This is a genomic window from Paraburkholderia nemoris (assembly GCF_905221015.1).
Lineage (GTDB): Bacteria > Pseudomonadota > Gammaproteobacteria > Burkholderiales > Burkholderiaceae > Paraburkholderia > Paraburkholderia nemoris.
Map to the genome: position 1 here is coordinate 13,643 of NZ_CAJNBO010000028.1, position 17,438 is coordinate 31,080.

The following is a 17,438-nucleotide window of genomic DNA, read 5'->3' on the forward strand; positions in this document are numbered from 1 at the left end:
CTGCATGCGCTAGTGACAAGGGAGTCATTCTTCCAGCGGCGCTGCGCGCGCCGAAGAGTAATTCCTAAAACCACTCGCTGTTTGGGCGGCGCCCCAAAGTTCTACGTCTGATTTCGTTGCGTGCTCAAGCACTTACGCCGGATGTCCAGGTGTTATCAACATGCCTTTCAACAAAATCTGTGGATAAGGCGTCTCTCTGTAATACGGCCGCCAGCGCGCGGTGCGTAGTCGATCACCCTCTGCATCAGCCTGCACCCCACGCAACAAACCGATCTGCATCAAGCACTTAAGCGCGTAGCCCCGTAGTTATCAACAGCCCTGTCAACATAAACTGGGGATAAGTCCCCAGCCATAACTACGGAATCCCAGGTTTAGTTCGATGCGCCCACGTTGGCCGTGGAAACTCCCGGCACCGCCGAAGCCGCCGCGGAAGCAGACGCAGACCGCCCCGGCTCCAATGGCGGATTCCCCATCGCCTGGAACAGGGCCGCCGTGTCGGTTAGCCGTGCGCTGGTGTAGCGGATCTCGTCGAGCTGCGCGTTGCGGAACTGTTGCTCGCTCGAGCGCGTCGATGCGATCGGCAACGCGCCCAGTCGGTAGCGTCCCGACGTTTCGTCGAAAATTCCTTGCGCCGAGCGCGCTGCAATGTTCGCGGCGTCGAGCGCTTGTGCGTCGTGCTGGAGTGCTGCGAGCGTGTCGGCGACGTTCTGGAATGCGGTCAGTACGGTCTGCTTGTATTGCGAAACCGTAGCGTCATACGTGTCGACCGCCGCGCGGCGCTGTGCGAACAGGGCGCCGCCGTGAAACAGCGGTTGTGACAAGGAGGCGCCAATGCTCCAGATCGCCCCCGCGCCGGATAGCGCCACCGGCCAGCTAAAGCCGCCTTGTCCCATCGAGGCACTCAGCGAGAGACTCGGGAACATCTGCGCCGTCGCCACGCCGACGTCGGCCGCCGCGGCCTTCAGGGCGGCGTCCGCGGCCTGGATGTCGGGCCGCGTGCGCAGCAGCTCGGAGGGCACCACGACGGGCACCTGTTCAGGCACATGCAGTTGCGCAAGCTCGAGGTCGTCCGGGGCGGCGTCCGGTGTGCGGCCGAGCAGGACGGCCAAGGCATGACGCGTCGTCAGCCATTGCTGTTTCAAGCCTGGCAAGCTCGCTGACAGACTCGCCGCGCTTTGTTGTGCGCTCAACTGGTCGGCATGCGAGACCGCGCCCAATACGTAGCGCCGTTGCGTGTCGCGCGCCTGATCGTTGGCAAGCGTCACGAGTCGCGCAGTTGTGTCGATCTGCGCGCGCAATGCGGCGCTCGTGATCGCGGCCGTCACGATGCTGGCGGCCAGCGCGCGGCGCGCGGCGTCGAACTGATAGGCCTGCACGTTCACGCGAGCGGCAAGGGCGGCGTCGGCGAGACGCGCGGCGCCGAACAGGTCGAACGTGTAGTGCGCCTGCAATTGACCGACGAAGATGTTGTACAGGAACGTGTTCGGTCCGGCCTCGGGGATCGCCAGCGCGCGGTTGCGGGTGGCCTGGCCGCCCAGGTCGACGGTCGGCAGCATCGAGCTGCCGATCTGCGCGCGCAGTTGTTCTCGTGCGGCAGCCAGGCTCTTGTCTGTCGCGGCAAGCGTTGGGCTGTTGCGCAAGCCTTCGTCGACCAGGGAGTTCAGCGCCGCCGATTGATACAGCTTCCACCATTCGGGCACGGGCTTCGCGCCGACCACGAATTGCTGGGTGACGCCTTGTGCGGGCACGGTTTGCGTCGGTTGCGCTTCGGCGCCGTAGTGCGCCGGTTGCGGCATGGCGGGCGGCTCGCCGTTCGGGCCGAACGAGCAGGCGGCCAGCGTCAGCGTAGCGCCGGCGAGAAGCGTGAGGCGCGTGTGTCGTGGGAATGCAAGGATAGCCATGATCTCAGTTCCCCGAATGCGTCGTGGCGGATGGCGCCGGCGGCTCGCGCTCGTCGGTGCGTACTCTGAACGACATGGCGTACAGGGCCGGCAGATAGAACAGCGTGAGGATGGTCGCGCTCGTAATGCCACCCATCAGCGCGGTCGCCATCGGGCCGAAGAAGTTCGAGCGCAACAGCGGAATCAGCGCGAGGACGGCGGCGGCCGCGGTCAGCGTGATCGGTCGGAAGCGCCGCACCGTCGCGCCGACGATCGCGTCGAAGCGCTTATGGCCCGCGGCAATGTCCTGCTCGATCTGATCGACCAGAATCACCGAGTTACGCATGATGATGCCGAACATGGCGATCACCCCCAGCATCGCGACGAAGCCGAACGGCTGGCCGAACAACAACAGCGTCAACACCACGCCAATCAAGCCGAGCGGCGCGGTCAGCACCACCATCAGCACGCGCGCGAAACTCTGCAACTGGACCATCAGGAGCACTAGCACGGCGATGATCATGATCGGCATCTGGGCGTTGATCGACGTCTGCCCCTTGCCGCTTTCCTCGACCGAGCCGCCGATCTCGATCCGGTAGCCGACCGGCAGCGTGCTGCGAATCTGGCCGAGGGCTTTGTCGACGGCATGCGTGACGTCGATCCCTTGCGCGCCGGGCGCCACATCGGACTGCACGGTGATGGTAGGTTGCCGGTCGCGTTCCCAGATCACACCGTATTCGAGGTCGTTGCGCAGATGACCGAGCGTGCCGAGCGGCACCGGGCCGTTCGGCGTCGGCATCGCCAGCGTGACGAGTTTCGCGGGGTCGACGCGTTCCGCTTTGGGCGCGCGCAGATCGACGCTAATCAGCTTGTCGCGCTCACGATACTGCGTGACGGTATAGCCGGACAGCGTCATCGCGAGGAAGCTCGAGATGTCTTCGGAAGTCACGCCGAGTTCGCGAGCCTTCTTCTGATCGACTTCGAAGCGTACCGAGCGCTCGGCGGGTTCGTCCCAGTCGAACTGGACGTTGCGGGTGCCTGCGTCGGCGCGCATGGTCGCGGCGACGCGCTCCGCGATCGAGCGCACGGTGGCGATATCGTCGCCGCTCACGCGGAACTGCACAGGGTAGCCGACCGGCGGACCATTCTCGAGGCGCGACAGGCGCGTGCGGATCGCCGGAAAGTTGTTGCGCAATTCCGGTTCGAGCCATTGCGCGAGCTTCTCGCGATCTTTCACGGATTTCGCCGTGATCACGAACTGCGCGAAATTCGGTTGCGGCAGTTGCTGATCGAGCGGCAGATAGAAACGCGGCGCACCGGTGCCGACAAAGTTCACCGTATGATCGATTTCCGGACGGCCCACCAGTACTTTCTCCAGCCGCTCTGCTTGCCGTAACGTCGCTTCGAACGACGCACCTTCGGGCAAACGCACATCCACCAGCAACTCAGGACGGTCGGAGCTCGGGAAGAACTGCTGCGGTACCAGCGTGAAGCCCGCCATGGCCAGAATGAACAGCACGACAGTGATCGCCAACACGACGAAACGCCGTTCAATGCACCAGCTGATCCAGCCACGCAGGCGCTTGTAAAACCGCGTGTCGTAGATGTCGTGTTCGTGGTCTTCTGCTTCGTGTGCCTGCCGTTTGCGCTCGGGCAGCATGTGATAGCCGAGCAGTGGAATCAGCACCACCGCCGCGAGCCACGACGCGATCAGCGCGATCGCCGACACTTCGAAAATCGAGCGCGTGTATTCGCCGGTACTGGACTTGGCGAGCGCAATCGGCAGGAAGCCGGAGACGGTCACGAGCGTCCCGGTCAGCATCGGGAAAGCGGTACTGGTGTACGCATAGGCCGCAGCGCGCGTGCGGGTCCAGCCTTGCTCCAGCTTCACCGACATCATTTCGACGGCGATGATCGCGTCGTCGACCAATAGCCCCAAAGCGAGCACCAGCGTGCCCAGCGACACCTTATGCAGTCCGATGTCGAACAGATACATGCACAGCGCCGTGACCGCGAGCACGACAGGTATCGAGATCACGACCACCATGCCGGTGCGCACGCCGAGCGACAGCAGGCTGACCACCAGCACGATCGCGATCGCCTCGGCGACGGCTTCGAGAAAATCGTCGACAGAACGTGCGACTGCGTTCGGCATGCTCGACACTTCGACCAGATGCAAACCGGCGGGCAAGGAGGCCCGCAGCGTGACCATCTGCTGATCGAGCGCCTTGCCCAGACGAATCACATCGCCGCCCGGCTGCATCGTGACGCCGATGCCGAGCACCTCCTTGCCGCCGGCGCGCATCTGCGTGGCGACCGGGTCGTCGTAGCCGCGCTTGATGGTCGCGATATCGCCGAGACGGAACGAGCGGTTGTTGATGCGGATCAGCGTGTCGGCGAGCGCATTGATGTCCTTGAACTGGCCGGTGGGGCGCACGAACACGCGGTCGTCGGTGGTGGTCAGCGTGCCTGCCGGCGAGACGCTGTTCTGCGAATTAATCGCCTGGCCGAGTTGTTGCGGCGAGATGCCGAGGCGTGTGAGTTGCGTGTTGGCGATCTCGATGTAGATATGCTGGTCCGGATCGCCGAAATAATCGACCTTGCCGACGCCCGGCACACGCAGCAGCACCGTGCGCAACTGGTCCGCGTAATCGTGCAGTTGCGCGGCGGAAAAGCCGTCGCCTTCGAGCGTCCAGATGTTGGTGTAGACGTCGCCGAATTCGTCGTTGAAGAACGGGCCCTGAATGCCTTGCGGCAAGGTCGTGGCGATATCGCCGACTTTCTTGCGCACCTGATACCAGGTCTCGGGCACGTCCTTGACCGGCGCCGAGTCTTTCATTGAGAAGAACATCAGCGATTCGCCAGGGCGCGAGTAGCTGCGCACGAAATCGATGGCGGGCGTTTCCTGCAATTTCCGGCCGATGCGGTCGGTGACCTGTTCCTGCACCTGGCGCGCGGTCGCGCCGGGCCAGAAGGTGCGAATCACCATCACGCGAAACGTGAAGGGTGGATCTTCGGATTGCGCGAGCCGGGTATAGGCGAGAACACCGAATGCGGTAGCGAGCGCGATCAGGAAAACGACCAGCGCCTGATGGCGCAGCGCCCATGCGGACAGGTTGAAGCGTCCTTCTTCATGCGTGGTGCTCATGAAGCGAAGTCCTCGGGATGCAGCGGCGGGATCACGTGGACTTTTTCGCCGGCGCTCACGGTATGCACGCCTTGCAGTACGACGCGCTCACCGTCCTTGAGCCCCTGGCCGATCACAATCGTGCGCTCGTTATAGCGCGTGACCGTCACGCGGCGCAGTTCCAGCGCGTTGTCCGCGGCACGCACGACCCACACGGCCGGCTGCGTGCCGTCGTGAAACAGGGCGGTGGCGGGCACGGTGAAGGAACCGCTCTGGCTCGCCGAGGTGTTGGCAGTTACGTTGGCAGCTACGTTGGCCGATGCGTTTGCCGATGAGTTGGCCGATGAGTCCGAGGGCGACGGTGCGGCGAGCGCGATGTCGGCGGTCATGCCGAGACGTACGTCCGGGCCGGGATTGTCGAGCGTGAGCTTGGCGCGGTAAGTACGGCTTTGCGGATCGGCGGCGGGCGAGAGTTCGCGCACGCGCGCCTTGAAGCTGCGGCCCGGCAGCGCGGCCAGCGTGACCCGCGCGGTCTGCCCGATCGAGAGCGCGGCAAGCGCGCTTTCCGGCACGTCGCAGACGACGTCGATATCGCCACTCCATGCGAGGTTATAGACGGCTTGCCCCGCGGACACATTCTGGCCGGTGTCGGCCTGTTCGGCGGTGATCACGCCGGCGTGATCGGCACTGAGCGTGGTGTACTGCAACTGGTCTTTCGACAGCGCCGCCTGCTGCGCGGCCTGGTCGCGCTGCGCGGCGGCTGACGCGTACGCGTTAGTGGTCTGTTCGAGCTGAGCGGGCGCGATCAGGTTTTCTTTCGCCTGTGCCTGGTCGCGATCGAGTTGCTGCTTCGCATACACGAGACTGTGTTGCGCGGCTTCGAGTTGAGCCTGCGCGCTGGCGGCGTTCTTTTGCGCATCCGCCGGATCGAGCCGGGCGACGATCTGCCCGTTCTTCACCACGTCGCCCAAGCGTACGCGCCGCTCGATGATTTTGCCGCCGACGCGAAACGACAGCGGGGTGGAATAGCGCGCCTGCACTTCACCTGGCAACGATGCCGCGGCCGCCGCGCTGCCATCCGCATGCACGGCGACGGCGACTACCGGACGCGGCGCGGGTGCAGCCGCTTCCTTCTTCGAGCACGCGGCGAGCGTGACCATACCGGCGAGCGCGAGGGCAAATGCTGCGCGGCGCAAGCGCGCGGAACGGGCATTCCGATGAGATTGCTGGCGCATCGCAGACGATGCGGGAGGACCGGGACGCTTCACAATTACCCCAACTGGAGACAGCGAACGAACACGGCAAGCGGCAGCGGCTCGCCAGCGAAGACACGAGGGTCGAAACATGCAATCGGCATACGCGTCTGACTTCGAATGATTGGTCGCATTCTAATACACACCTGTATTTGAATGTTGATGTGAATTGGAATTCTTTTCGGTGCTAGACTTGCGCCCATGAAACGGCAACGACTTACACGCGAGCAAAGCAAAGACCAGACGCGCCTGCGTCTGCTCGACGCTGCGCAAGCGATTTTTATGAAGAAAGGCTTTGTCGCGGCGAGTGTCGAAGACATCGCCGGGGCGGCGGGTTATACACGCGGCGCGTTCTATTCGAACTTCCGCAGCAAGAACGAGTTGTTTCTTGAGTTACTGCGGCGCGACCACGAGGCCATGCAAGCGGGCTTGCAGACCATCTTCGAAAACGCGGCCACGCGCGAGGAGATGGAAGAGCGCGTGCTGCGCTACTACAGCAACTTGCATCGCGAGAACAAGTGCTTTCTGCTGTGGGTTGAGGCGAAGCTGCTTGCCGTGCGTGACGGCCGCTTCCGGATACCCTTTAACGCGTTCCTGCACGAAAAGCTTGAACAGTTGAGCGCGTACATCCGCGAGTTTTCGACGCGAGTCGGCACGCCGTTGCCGCTACCGGCGGAGACGTTGGCGATGGGTTTGATGGGCTTGTGCGACGGCGTGCAGTTCTTCTACACGGTCGACCCGCAGAACGTGTCGTCGGAGATGGCTGAAACGGTGCTGGCGGGATTTTTCGCGCGCGTGGTGTTCGGGCGCGATCCGTAATACGAATGCGGGCGTGATGCCCGCGCAATACGACGAATGCCGGCGGATCAGCTCGCCGGCAATTGCGCGCAGGCGTCCGCCACCGGCGTGGCGCAGACGAACGAATACTGCCCGCTGTAGCGCAGGACTTCTTCACCGACGTGCACGACAACCTTGAGTTCCGGGCACCGCTCGTAAGCGATGAAGGCCGAACAGGCCGCGGCGGACCAGCAAACCAGTGAAAACGCGATTTTTTCGAAAAGCTGAAAACGATGTGGCATAGCGATTGATTTCCTTTCGGCCGCTATGTTACCAGCATCTAAGGGTTTATACCTATCAAATATCCGCAATAAGCCTCGCAATAGTGTCGCGAGCGCCTCAGGAACCTGACCGGAATGTCATGTTCAGGTCAGGGTTGGGACATGATCGGGTCGATACAATCGAATCGTTGGGCAAATCCGCGCGCGCCTTGTCGCGCGGGTCGACACAGGCGGCAGCGTTGCGCCGGCCCGGCTTTACCGAGGCAGGAGTCGTCCCATGAATCAATTGCAGTCGATGCGCGTATTCGTCAAGGTTGCCGACCTTGGCAGTTTCGTCCGCGCGGCCGGCGCGCTGGATCTTTCCACTGCCGTCGTCACGCGCCACGTCGCGGATCTGGAAGCGCGTCTTGGTACCCGGCTGCTCAATCGCACGACGCGGCGTCTTTCACTGACCGAATCCGGCACCACTTATCTGGAACGCGTGCGCCACATTCTCGACGACCTGGAAGGCGTCGAGCAGATGGTGGTGGCGCGCAATCACGAACCGGTCGGCACGCTGCGCATCGTTGCGCCGGTGGTGTTCGGGCTGCATAGCCTCGCGCCGGTGGTGCAGTCTTACGCCGAGCGTTATCCGGAAGTCATGCCTGACGTCACGCTGGCGGATCGCCACGTCGATCTGGTGGAAGAGGGGTTCGACGTCGGCATTATGGTCGCGCGGCACATGCGCAGCGCGAGCATCGTCACGCGGCGATTGACCACCGGCTATATGACGGTTTGCGCGACGCCCGCCTATCTGCAGCAGCACGGTACGCCGACCCGTCCGGAGGATCTGTTGAAGCATCCGTGTCTGAGCCGGCCCGCGGAGCAGGGCGGCGACGAAAAGGTGTTTACCGGACCGCAGGGTGAAGTCCGCGTGAGACCTACCAACGCGATTGCGGCGAACAACACCGAGATGCTGAGGCAGTTCGCTTTGCTGGGCATGGGCGTGGCGATTTTGCCGAGCTATCTGATCGGCCGCGATCTGGCGTCCGGGCGGCTTGTGCCGTTGCTCGGCGACTACCGTCTGCCGCAAATCGAAATCACGATTGCGTATCCAAGCCGCCTGCATTTGCCGGCGAAAGTGCGCACCTTTATCGATCATCTCGTCGCACATTTCCAGCGCACCGAAGAGCACGCGCGCGATCCGCGGGCCAGGATGTCGCGGCGTGCCGTGGCCGGTTCGCCGGCTTATGCCGACGATCTGCCGGTGTCTGCCTTGCCGGGCGAGGCGACACGGCCGACGCTCCCGGTTTCACGCGCGCGGATCGTAGCGTCGTCGTCGCTTTGACGCGTGTGCGGTAAGGCTAGATCCACACGTCGTTCGCGGCGGTGCGTTCGTTGCTCTCTTCGCCGGTGTTCTTCACGCCGCGCGGTTCGATCAGCAGCAGCTTGACCTCGCGTTCGGCATACGGTTTGTGCTGGGTGCCTTTGGGCACCACGAACATTTCGCCTGCCGAGATCAGCACGGAACCGTCGCGCATGTCGATGCGCAACTGTCCGTCGAGCACGATAAACGTTTCGTCCGTGTCGGCATGTTCGTGCCAGATGAAGTCGCCTTCGATACGTACCAGCTTGAACTGGTAGTCGTTCATTTCGGCGATCACGCGCGCTTGCCACTGGTCGCTGAAGAGCTGCAGCTTCTCGGCGAAATTGACGGCGCGGTAATGCTGTTGAATCGTTTGATGGGTGGACATCGCGGTGCTCTCTCCTGAGGGGTAGGTGTCAGGCAGGAGCGTAGGCCGGGAGGCGCTGTCGGGTCTTGTACGTTTGTGCGCGCGGGCGCCGGACGATGGACGATGAGCGGTGGGATAGCCGTCGAGTTGCCGCTTAGCGCGCGCCGCGCGTCGAAGGCCCCAGCATCTTGAGCCAATGCGCCGGCGCAACGCCCCATGCGCGCTTGAAGTGCCGCGTCATATGGCTCTGATCGGTAAAGCCGGCCGCCGCCGACGCGTCGGCGAGCGACACGCCCTGGATCGCGAGTCGGCGCACGAGATCGAGCCGGCGCATGGTCAGATAGCGATGCGGACTCGTGCCGAACAGCGCCCGAAAATCCCGCGACAAACTCCAGCGGTCGCGACCGGCGGCCGCTGCCAGTTCGTCGAGTGTCACCGCGCTATCGAGCGAACCAAGCATATACTCGCGCGCCCGCTCGGCCGCGAGGTAATCCACCGGACGGCGCGTCGCCGCACCTCCTGCCACGGCGTCGAGTGCGATGGCCAGTTCGTAGAGCGCGTCGTCCTGTTCGAGCGAATCGATCGCGCAATCCATCGTGCGCAGCAGGCTCTCGGTCGCCTCAAACAGACGCGGGTCGCTCGAGAGTCCGCCTTCAATGAACGGCAGCGGCTTGCCGCCGAGCGCCTGCTGGAACAGCGCCGGGTCGACATAGATCATGCGGTAGTGAAAGCCGTCGCGGGTGCCGGCCTGGCCGTCGTGCGGTTCATCGGGATGCAGCACCATCGTGCCGCCCGGCAAGCTGTTACGCGTACTGCCGCGATAGCGGAAGCTCTGCACGCCTGCCAGCGTGCGGCCGATTGCATAAGTATCGTGCCGGTGCATCGCATAGCCGGCATGATGAAAGAAGGCTTCGATTCGCTCGATGCCGCTCGTGCCGCCCGAATGCGGCGAGCGATGGATCCAGTCGGCAGCGGGCTTCGGAACGGATGAAAGCGAACCCAGCGTCAAGACCTGCTTTCCGCTCATGCCCCCAGACCCGGCCCGTAGTTGCCGCCGACGAGGCGCGTAACCGACGCCACGTCGGCATAGTCCTGCTCCGGCAGACCGTCGAGCATCGACACGACTTCGTTGCTCGCGCCGGCTTCGCGCGCGGCGTCGACTAGCGCGTCCTTGTAGGTCGGGAAACGGACTTCGCGCAGAACGTCGGCGATCTGCAGATCAATCGATTCGCCGGGAATATCCGATGCGGTCATGCGCGCTCCAAAGGTGCTGTTTTCAGGTCTGCAGGTGCTCGTTCTGGCCCGTGAAGCTCCGCTCCAGATGCCGCGATTTGGGCAGCGCGATGTGTTGCCATTGTTGCGGACGATTGTCGTCCGTGGCAGCGACGTCCGGTGCCGCGGGAGCGACCGGTGCGGCGTTGGCGCGTTCGGCAAGGCTATTGGCGGCTGTGCTGTCCGGCGCGGTATGAACCGGCGCGGCAAAACACGAGGCTGACAGCGTCACCATGGTCAACAGTGTCGAGGTTTTCATCGCCCGACCTCCTAAGCTCATGCGGCGCTGACAGTTGAGCAAGCGTTGTGCCGTCCCCGCGTCGTAAGGACGGTGCAACCTACACGCGGCGTTGATACAGGCGGGCGGCGTGCATCTACCATCTTAGATGGCAAACGGCTGCGACGCGCGCAAATGAGACAAAACCGAATTGTAGATTTCACATGATGGCAGGAAAAAGGCAGCGCAGTCGCGAACGGTCGTGCTGCGTTTATGTTGCGGTGCGGCAGCGGCTGATGCCCGAGTCGCGGGCGAACCTCAGTCTGCCTGGTAACAGCCTGGGCCAACAACGGTTTTAGTAACCGCCAGGAGCGATCTTCTAGCGCAGCACGTCGAACCGTGTCCACGGCCACGACGGCCGGTCGCGCATATAGCCGTTGAGCCAGTTCCACTGCGGGTGGCGCTTCATGAACGCCTGGGCGTCGAACGGCCGGCCGCACGGGTGCCCCCAGCGCGCAGTGAACGCCATCTTGCGCGCCATTTCGCTGTCGACCACCTTGCCGTCGTTGGCGCCCCACGGATTGAACGGTCCTTGATCGGAACCGCCGAAGCGCGCGTCGTCCAGTTCCAGATGCCCGCAGATGGTGCGTGAGCACGGGTTGTCGTTGCGGTCGAGATAGACGTCGTGATGGTCGGCGATCATCTCTTTGGCGAGTTCGACGTCGATCTTGCCGTGATGCATTTCTTCGAGCTGCATGAAGCGCAAGCGGCGCGCGCCGTTCTTGCGCACGTCCGTATAGTCTTCGCCCTCGCCGATGCATTCCTGGTTGCGGATCTTCAGATCGGTCGCGGTGTTGTAACCGCTATAGAAGCCGTCTTTCGTGCTCTCGAAACCGGAATAGTGCAGCCCGAGTTCGTAGCGCGCGATCTCGCCGGTCTTGGTGTCGCCGAGCAGCCAGCTGTTCGCATAGCCGCCGTTGTTGGCGACCGCGAACATCTCGCACCATTCGCCGATGTTGTTGGCGTACTGCGACGCGCGCCGCGAGCGATAGAACTCCGGCGCACCTGCCGCGTTGTAGCCGACAAAGTTGGAGATGGTGGTTTCGGTCACCATCAGGCCGGCTTCGGTGACCCAGAAATCGGTGAGGCTGGAGATGCAGCCCGGCAGGCCCTGCATCAGGATGCGGTTGCCGCGATCGGGCACGATGTCGAACACGACGTTGAACGCGTCGCCCGCGGCGTAGCGGTCCCACGAGTTGTGCGCCATCACGATGCGGCCGTCGCGAGTGGCGTTGCCGGTGGCGATGAATGCGCTGCAGTGATGGCCGCGGCGTCCGCGCCACGGTTTCATGCCGAGCTGTGGTTTCTGGGCCGCCGCGTGACTCGGCCACCAGCTTTGCAGCAGATCCATGTAGCCGTTCCAGGCCAGCACTTCGGCGAACGGCAGCTTCGCGCCGTCGGCGATGCCCTGGATTTCGTCGGCGAATTCAGTGTCGAGTTTGTTGGCGAACTGGGACACGGCGGCGTCGACGAAGGTGTCGAAGTCTTCGCCGGTATCCCATTTCGCGAGGTAGCGGGCGGTGCGGATCGCGTTCTGGATTTCGGTGGCGAGCAACTGGCCGTGCTGCTCGCCGCGATCGTACGGCTCGCCTTCGATATGCAGAAAAATCCAGCCGGCCTGATCACGGCGGACGGCATCGAGGGACGGTTCGCTCATCTTCGCTCCGATCGAAGGGCGGGCGTCTCGGTGCGCCCGTCTTGGCGTAACGCACGCTGCTCGCAAGCGCTGCAGCGGTTTCCTCATTGTAGAGAATCTGCCGCGCTTTGCACGGCTCGGAAGTAAGGCGTTGGTGGGGCGCCGCGCAATGCAGCGCGGGTTCGGAACGGCTCAGCGATTTAGCGATTCAGCGACTCAGCGTCCGAATGCCCGGCCCCCGGCCTCAGCGCGTCGGATTCATGCGGAAGTACGCATCGAGCAGCGAAGTCTTGTACACCACCCCCGCCAGCTTCGGATCCGCGGTGCTTTCGACCACCGGCAAGCGTTCCCCCTGGAACGCCATGAAGTGCTGCAACGCAACGCCGAGCGGCATATCCGGTGTGAGCACATCGAAATGCGGCTGCAGATAATCCGCGGCGGTTTTTGCGGAAGTGTCGCGCTTGTCGAGCAGATCGGAGGTGATGTCCTTGAGCGCGACCACGCCGAGAAACGCGCCGGACTCGTTGGCGACGTACAGATACTTCACCGGATATTCGAGGAACACACGCGTCATGTCCTGCACGGTCGCGTTCGGCGGTACGACGGTTTCGGCGGGACGGATCAGCTCGCGCATCTGCGTCGCGCGCAGACGGGTGCGTTCCTGTTCCTCCTGATTGCGGCGCAGCGTGATTTCGTACATCGACGTCTTGCCGATCGCGCGCGACACGAAATACGCGACCACGCACGAGAGCATCAGCGGCAGCACCACCTGATAGCTGAGCGTCATTTCGAAGATCATCAGGATCGCCATCAGCGGCGCCTGCGTGGCGCCCGCCAGAAACGCGCCCATGCCGACCATCGCATAAGCGAACGGCGCCGAGGTGCCGTGCGGCCACAACGCGTGCATGCCCAGACCGAACAGCGAGCCGACCACCGCGCCGACGAAGAGCGTCGGTGTGAACACCCCGCCAATCGCGCCTGAACCCACGGTCGCCGAAGTCGCGACGATCTTGAACACCAGCACGAGGACGAGCGCGCTCCACGTCCACGGCGAATGCAGAATGGAGTTGACCACGCTGTAGCCGTTGCCCCACACCTCAGGCGTCCAGACCGACAGAATGCCGACGATCAGACCACCCAGCGCCAGCCGGATGGGCAACGGCACGGGCAGTTTGCGAAAGTTTGCTTTCGAGAAGTCCATCAGCCGAAGAAACTGCGGCGCGGCCGCACCGCACAGCAGCCCGAGCCCAACGAACAGCAGGACTTCAGCACCCGCCACGGGCGGAAAAACCGGCATTTCGTACGGCGGCTTGTAGCCGGTGAACTCACGCATCGTGATGTTGGCGACCACCGCTGAAACGACCACGGGGCCGAAGCTCTCCATCACGATCGAGCCGAGCACGATTTCAGTGACAAAAAACGCGCCGGCAATCGGCGCGCTGTACGCGGAGGTAATGCCGGCTGCCGCGCCGCAGGCGACGAGCAGGCGCAAACGCGGCGGATCCAGATGCACCCAGCGGCCGATCAACGACGCGGCCAGCGCCGCCAGTTGCACCATCGGACCTTCGCGGCCGATCGAGCCACCGCTCGAAATCGTGAACAGCGAGGACACGCTGCGCCAGAAGCTCAGCTTGACCGGCACCACGCCGTCGCCGATCGCGACCGCTTCCATGTAATCGATGTGATTGCACTTGTCGACGTGACGTTGCGCGATCAACAGAAACAAGCCTGCGATCAGGCCGCCCGCGGCGGGCAGCCACACGCGCACCGTCCACGGCAAGCTGCGCGCCATTTCGACGAAACTGCCGGACTTGCCGACCGCCGCCAGTTGCAGCAACGCGATGCCTTCGCGAAAGGCAATCGTCGCGAACGCGCCCGCGACGCCGACTACCACCGACCAGACCAGCATCGTATGGGCGTCGGAGAGACGGAACAGGGTCTGGGCGCGGGTGCGCAGCTTCAGCAGGAATGAAAGCACGTCGGCAGGAGAGGGCGTGATGGGTGGATGGAATGCGCGTACGGTAACAGCATCGCGCCCGCTGGCGGAAGCGGGCACGATGCAGAAGGGTCGCGAAGGAGTGCGGCGTGGATCAAGTCGCCGCCTTGTCGAGTTCCGGGTAGTGCCGGAAGATGCAGGCTTCGTTATGCGCGATGCGCCGCTCGGACTGCAGATAAGCGGCGATGTTCGGCCGCTCGATCACTGCGTCGTGCAAGGCCGCGAGCCGCGGATAGTGTTCGCCAAAACGCTTGAGCGCGCGCGGAAACGCGTACAGCAGACCGTCGATCAGCTGGAACATCGACAGGTCGACGTAAGTGAGCGCGTCGCCCACCATGAACGAGTCGCCGGCCGGGTTCTGTTTCAGCACGCGCTCGAAGTACTTCATGAACTTCGGAATCCGGTGGTCGATGAAGTCGTGCGCGCGCACTTTGGCGGCGTCTTTCTGGTCTTCGTAGTACAAGGCGCTGGCGAGCGGATGATGCGTGTCGTGCGCTTCGGTCACCATGTCGGCGATCGTCAGTTGCAGTCCGTTGGCGACATAGCGCAGGCTTTCGGCCGACGGCGCGAGATTGAGCTTCGGGCCAAGGTAGAACAGGATGTTGGCGGTCTGCGCGATCACCAGATCGCCGTCCTTGAGAAACGGCGGGGCGAACGGTGGATAGGGCTCGTCCTTGCTTTTCATGATCGCCATCATCGCGTTCGTGCCGAGGCCATCGGACGATTCGCCGCGCGCCACTTCCACGTAGTCTGCGCCGGCTTCTTCCAGGGCCAGCCGCACGAATTCGCCGCGGCCTTGCAGGCCATCCCAATAGTAAAGTTCCAGGCTCATCGATCAGTCCTCATTCCGTTTGCATGAACGGGTTTGCGTGAACGGACAACGTCAGCAACCAGTATGCCGCGCATGAGTGACAGATGGTTCTCCTGAACGCACAAAACCCCGCACGCGGCGGGGTTGGCGGGAAGGCGGGGGCGGCTTAGCCGAACAGGTGCTGGACGGTCCACGTGATACCCAGTCCGCCGGCAATCAACCACACATACAGGATGAAGCCGGTGGTCAATGCGCGGGGGCCGGCCTGACGGATCTGCGCGATACGGGTTTCGATACCGAGCGCGGTCATGGCCATGGTGAGCGCGAAGGTGTCGAGCATGTTCAGCGTGCTGGTCGTGCTTTCCGGCAGAACGTGCAGCGAGTTGATCACGACGAAGGCGAGGAATCCGAGCGCGAACCAGGGAATCGCCAGCTTGCGCGGGGCGTGTTGCTTGCCGTCTTCGGCTGTTGCGGAGGCGGCCGCGTTGCGTGCCGAGCGGTTCACCCACATGCCGACGACCAGCAGCACCGGCACCAGCAGCATCACGCGGGTCATCTTGACGATGGTCGCGATGTGGGTCGCTTCCGGGCTCACGTTGCTGGCCGCGCCGACCACCTGCGCCACTTCGTGAATCGTGCCGCCGAAGAACAGGCCCGCGCCAACCGTGTCGAGATGCAGCCAGCCCGCCTTGAACAACACCGGGTAAAGGAACATCGAAAGAGTACCGAACAGCACGACGCTGCCTACCGCCATCGCGCTCTTATGGGGCTTGGATTGCAGCGTCGACTCGAAAGCGAGCACGGCAGCCGCGCCGCAGATCGCGCTGCCCGCAGCCGTCAGCAGCGCCGTGTCGCGGTCGAGCTTCATGATCTTCATGCCGGCCCACGTGCCGATCACCAGCGTGCTCACGACGATCAGCACCGATTCAGCGAGACCGGGCAAGCCGACCTGAGCGATTTCCTGCAGGCTGACGCGCAGCCCAAAGAACGCCACAGCGATGCGCAGAAGTTTGCGCGCCGAGAAGTTGACGCCGGCCGCCCAGCTTTCGGGCATGCCGTCACGCAGCGCGTTGCCGTAAATGGCGCCGGCCACGATGCCGACGATCAGCGGGCTCAGGCCCAGGCCAGCGATGGCCGGGATCGACGCGATGCGGGTCACGGCCGCGGCGAACAGCGCAACGAACAGAACGCCGTTGAGTTGGCCGCGGGTGGACGACCCGGCGGGTGCAGCGGAAGCGGTGAGATGAGCGGTGGACATGGCGTAGCGCCTTTCTATGACTGTCTTGATTCGATAGGCCCAATCCTAAATTAGATATATCGATATGAAAAATCGTGATTTAGAATGTGAAGTATCAGCTCAACGGATATTTAGCCAGCCATGACCCCGGACCAACTTATAACGTTTGCCGCTGTCGCCGAGCATCGCAACATCAGCCGGGCGGCTGTGGCGCTGCATCTGTCGCAGCCGGCCGTGTCCGGGCAATTGCGCCAGTTGCAGGACGAATTCGGCGAACCGCTTTACCTGCGAGACGGGCGCGGCGTGCGCCTGACTCCCGCCGGCGAGCAACTCGCCAGCTATGCGACCCGGCTGCGCGATACGTGGCGGCAGGCGCATGCGTATCGCGACGCGCTGCGCGGCCTCGAGCAGGGCACCTTGCGCATCGGCGCCAGTACCACGCCGGCGAGCTATCTGCTGCCGTACCTGATCGCCGGCTTTCATCGCCACTATCCCGACGTGACGCTGCATACCGCCGATGGCAACACCACGGAAATCGTCGGCGCGCTGGGTTCGGTGGATATTGCGATGATCGAAGGTCCGGTCGGCTCGGATCTGCCGCCGGACACCGCGGTGCACGCGTGGCGCGAGGATGAGATCGTCGCGATCATGCCGCGCACGCATCCGCTGGCGGTGGCGCTGGCGCAGACGGGTGGTGGGGCTGTCGCAGCAGCAGGGGTGGACGGGATCGGAGTATCAGGAGCAGTAGAGGGCGGAGCGCAGGGGGCGCTGGAAAGCGGAGCGGGTATCAACGGCGGGCGGGCGGAGCTGGCCGCGTTCGGGTCACATCCGCTGGTGCTGCGCGAGGCCGGGTCGGGCGTGCGGCAGATCGTCGAGCGTGCCTTTGCCCGGGCCGGCGTGCCGATGCGCGTGGCGCTGGAGATTGCCGGGGTCGAAGGCGTCAAGGAGGCGGTGCGGGCGGGTATGGGCATCGGCTTCGTCTCGGCGATGTCGATGCGGCATGAGGACGGCGCGCTGTGTCTGTTCTCGTTGAGCCCCGAGCCGCTGACGCGGCGGCTGTCGATTCTGGTGCCGCATGCGAGTGCGCCGTCGCGGGTGGTCGAGCAGTTTCTCGCGTTGTGTCTTGCGGATGGGCCCTGAACAGACCACATCGAGCCTCGCGCCCCCGCCCGTGCCAGG

General features: G+C 63.8%; 15 protein-coding genes. 3 read left to right on the forward strand and 12 right to left on the reverse strand.

Features of this window, described 5'->3' with window-relative positions; translation table 11 throughout:
* Positions 1-371 precede the first annotated feature (371 nt).
* Genes KHO33_RS32625 through KHO33_RS32635 form a run of 3 tightly spaced genes read right to left on the reverse strand, consistent with a single transcriptional unit; the run spans position 372 to position 6,242 of the window.
* A complete protein-coding gene (locus tag KHO33_RS32625) occupies positions 372-1,901 on the reverse strand; it encodes an efflux transporter outer membrane subunit (RefSeq protein ID WP_200566770.1) in 1,530 nt (509 codons plus the stop codon).
* 4 nt (positions 1,902-1,905) lie between these two features.
* The gene (locus KHO33_RS32630; protein WP_200566771.1) at positions 1,906-5,028 is read right to left on the reverse strand and encodes an efflux RND transporter permease subunit; all 3,123 of its coding nucleotides are present in this window, start codon (positions 5,026-5,028) and stop codon (positions 1,906-1,908) included.
* On the reverse strand, positions 5,025-6,242 hold the full coding sequence (locus KHO33_RS32635; RefSeq protein WP_200566772.1) for an efflux RND transporter periplasmic adaptor subunit: 1,218 nt from the start codon (positions 6,240-6,242) through the stop codon (positions 5,025-5,027). The genes KHO33_RS32630 and KHO33_RS32635 overlap by 4 nt, the downstream gene beginning before the upstream one ends.
* Before the next feature lie 219 nt (positions 6,243-6,461).
* Between KHO33_RS32635 and KHO33_RS32640 the strand changes: the two genes are divergently transcribed.
* The gene (locus KHO33_RS32640; protein WP_211629251.1) at positions 6,462-7,079 is read left to right on the forward strand and encodes a TetR/AcrR family transcriptional regulator; all 618 of its coding nucleotides are present in this window, start codon (positions 6,462-6,464) and stop codon (positions 7,077-7,079) included.
* A gap of 47 nt (positions 7,080-7,126) precedes the next feature.
* Here the strand turns inward: KHO33_RS32640 and KHO33_RS32645 are convergent, their stop codons facing one another.
* Positions 7,127-7,339: a hypothetical protein gene (locus KHO33_RS32645; protein ID WP_200566773.1), complete on the reverse strand. Its 213-nt coding sequence runs from the start codon at positions 7,337-7,339 to the stop codon at positions 7,127-7,129.
* A gap of 256 nt (positions 7,340-7,595) precedes the next feature.
* On the opposite strand from KHO33_RS32645, the gene KHO33_RS32650 reads away from it, so the two are divergent.
* Entirely contained in the window at positions 7,596-8,645 is a 1,050-nt protein-coding gene (locus KHO33_RS32650) for a LysR family transcriptional regulator (protein WP_200566774.1), read from the forward strand.
* 16 nt (positions 8,646-8,661) lie between these two features.
* Here the strand turns inward: KHO33_RS32650 and KHO33_RS32655 are convergent, their stop codons facing one another.
* From KHO33_RS32655 to KHO33_RS32690, 8 genes are all read right to left on the reverse strand, one after another.
* Positions 8,662-9,051 (reverse strand): cupin domain-containing protein, encoded by a 390-nt coding sequence (locus KHO33_RS32655; RefSeq protein ID WP_200566775.1) that lies wholly within the window; start codon positions 9,049-9,051, stop codon positions 8,662-8,664.
* Between the two features lie 133 nt (positions 9,052-9,184).
* Positions 9,185-10,057: an AraC family transcriptional regulator gene (locus KHO33_RS32660; protein ID WP_200566776.1), complete on the reverse strand. Its 873-nt coding sequence runs from the start codon at positions 10,055-10,057 to the stop codon at positions 9,185-9,187.
* Positions 10,054-10,284, reverse strand: coding sequence for a DUF2795 domain-containing protein (locus tag KHO33_RS32665; RefSeq protein WP_054039557.1), 231 nt, complete (start codon positions 10,282-10,284; stop codon positions 10,054-10,056). Before KHO33_RS32665 ends, KHO33_RS32660 begins: the two co-directional genes overlap by 4 nt.
* A 22-nt stretch (positions 10,285-10,306) precedes the next feature.
* Positions 10,307-10,561 (reverse strand): hypothetical protein, encoded by a 255-nt coding sequence (locus tag KHO33_RS32670; protein ID WP_054039558.1) that lies wholly within the window; start codon positions 10,559-10,561, stop codon positions 10,307-10,309.
* A 337-nt stretch (positions 10,562-10,898) separates the two neighbouring features.
* Positions 10,899-12,236, reverse strand: a complete 1,338-nt coding sequence (locus KHO33_RS32675; RefSeq protein WP_200566777.1) for a C45 family autoproteolytic acyltransferase/hydolase — start codon at positions 12,234-12,236, stop codon at positions 10,899-10,901.
* A 223-nt stretch (positions 12,237-12,459) separates the two neighbouring features.
* Positions 12,460-14,193: a ClcB-like voltage-gated chloride channel protein gene (locus tag KHO33_RS32680; protein ID WP_200566835.1), complete on the reverse strand. Its 1,734-nt coding sequence runs from the start codon at positions 14,191-14,193 to the stop codon at positions 12,460-12,462.
* A gap of 112 nt (positions 14,194-14,305) precedes the next feature.
* The gene (locus KHO33_RS32685; RefSeq protein WP_200566778.1) at positions 14,306-15,043 is read right to left on the reverse strand and encodes a glutathione S-transferase; all 738 of its coding nucleotides are present in this window, start codon (positions 15,041-15,043) and stop codon (positions 14,306-14,308) included.
* A gap of 145 nt (positions 15,044-15,188) precedes the next feature.
* On the reverse strand, positions 15,189-16,280 hold the full coding sequence (locus KHO33_RS32690; protein WP_054039560.1) for a YeiH family protein: 1,092 nt from the start codon (positions 16,278-16,280) through the stop codon (positions 15,189-15,191).
* Between the two features lie 120 nt (positions 16,281-16,400).
* On the opposite strand from KHO33_RS32690, the gene KHO33_RS32695 reads away from it, so the two are divergent.
* Positions 16,401-17,399, forward strand: coding sequence for a LysR family transcriptional regulator (locus KHO33_RS32695; RefSeq protein WP_200566779.1), 999 nt, complete (start codon positions 16,401-16,403; stop codon positions 17,397-17,399).
* The last annotated feature ends 39 nt before the right edge of the window (positions 17,400-17,438 follow it).

Coding starts and splice junctions, on each gene's coding strand:
- KHO33_RS32695 (WP_200566779.1), top strand. CDS start 16,401: ATGACCCCGGACCAACTTATAACGTTTGCCGCTGTCGCCGAGCATCGC.
- KHO33_RS32630 (WP_200566771.1), bottom strand. CDS start 5,028: ATGAGCACCACGCATGAAGAAGGACGCTTCAACCTGTCCGCATGGGCG.
- KHO33_RS32690 (WP_054039560.1), bottom strand. CDS start 16,280: ATGTCCACCGCTCATCTCACCGCTTCCGCTGCACCCGCCGGGTCGTCC.
- KHO33_RS32645 (WP_200566773.1), bottom strand. CDS start 7,339: ATGCCACATCGTTTTCAGCTTTTCGAAAAAATCGCGTTTTCACTGGTT.
- KHO33_RS32675 (WP_200566777.1), bottom strand. CDS start 12,236: ATGAGCGAACCGTCCCTCGATGCCGTCCGCCGTGATCAGGCCGGCTGG.
- KHO33_RS32655 (WP_200566775.1), bottom strand. CDS start 9,051: ATGTCCACCCATCAAACGATTCAACAGCATTACCGCGCCGTCAATTTC.
- KHO33_RS32635 (WP_200566772.1), bottom strand. CDS start 6,242: ATGCGCCAGCAATCTCATCGGAATGCCCGTTCCGCGCGCTTGCGCCGC.
- KHO33_RS32660 (WP_200566776.1), bottom strand. CDS start 10,057: ATGAGCGGAAAGCAGGTCTTGACGCTGGGTTCGCTTTCATCCGTTCCG.
- KHO33_RS32685 (WP_200566778.1), bottom strand. CDS start 15,043: ATGAGCCTGGAACTTTACTATTGGGATGGCCTGCAAGGCCGCGGCGAA.
- KHO33_RS32640 (WP_211629251.1), top strand. CDS start 6,462: ATGAAACGGCAACGACTTACACGCGAGCAAAGCAAAGACCAGACGCGC.
- KHO33_RS32665 (WP_054039557.1), bottom strand. CDS start 10,284: ATGACCGCATCGGATATTCCCGGCGAATCGATTGATCTGCAGATCGCC.
- KHO33_RS32625 (WP_200566770.1), bottom strand. CDS start 1,901: ATGGCTATCCTTGCATTCCCACGACACACGCGCCTCACGCTTCTCGCC.
- KHO33_RS32650 (WP_200566774.1), top strand. CDS start 7,596: ATGAATCAATTGCAGTCGATGCGCGTATTCGTCAAGGTTGCCGACCTT.
- KHO33_RS32670 (WP_054039558.1), bottom strand. CDS start 10,561: ATGAAAACCTCGACACTGTTGACCATGGTGACGCTGTCAGCCTCGTGT.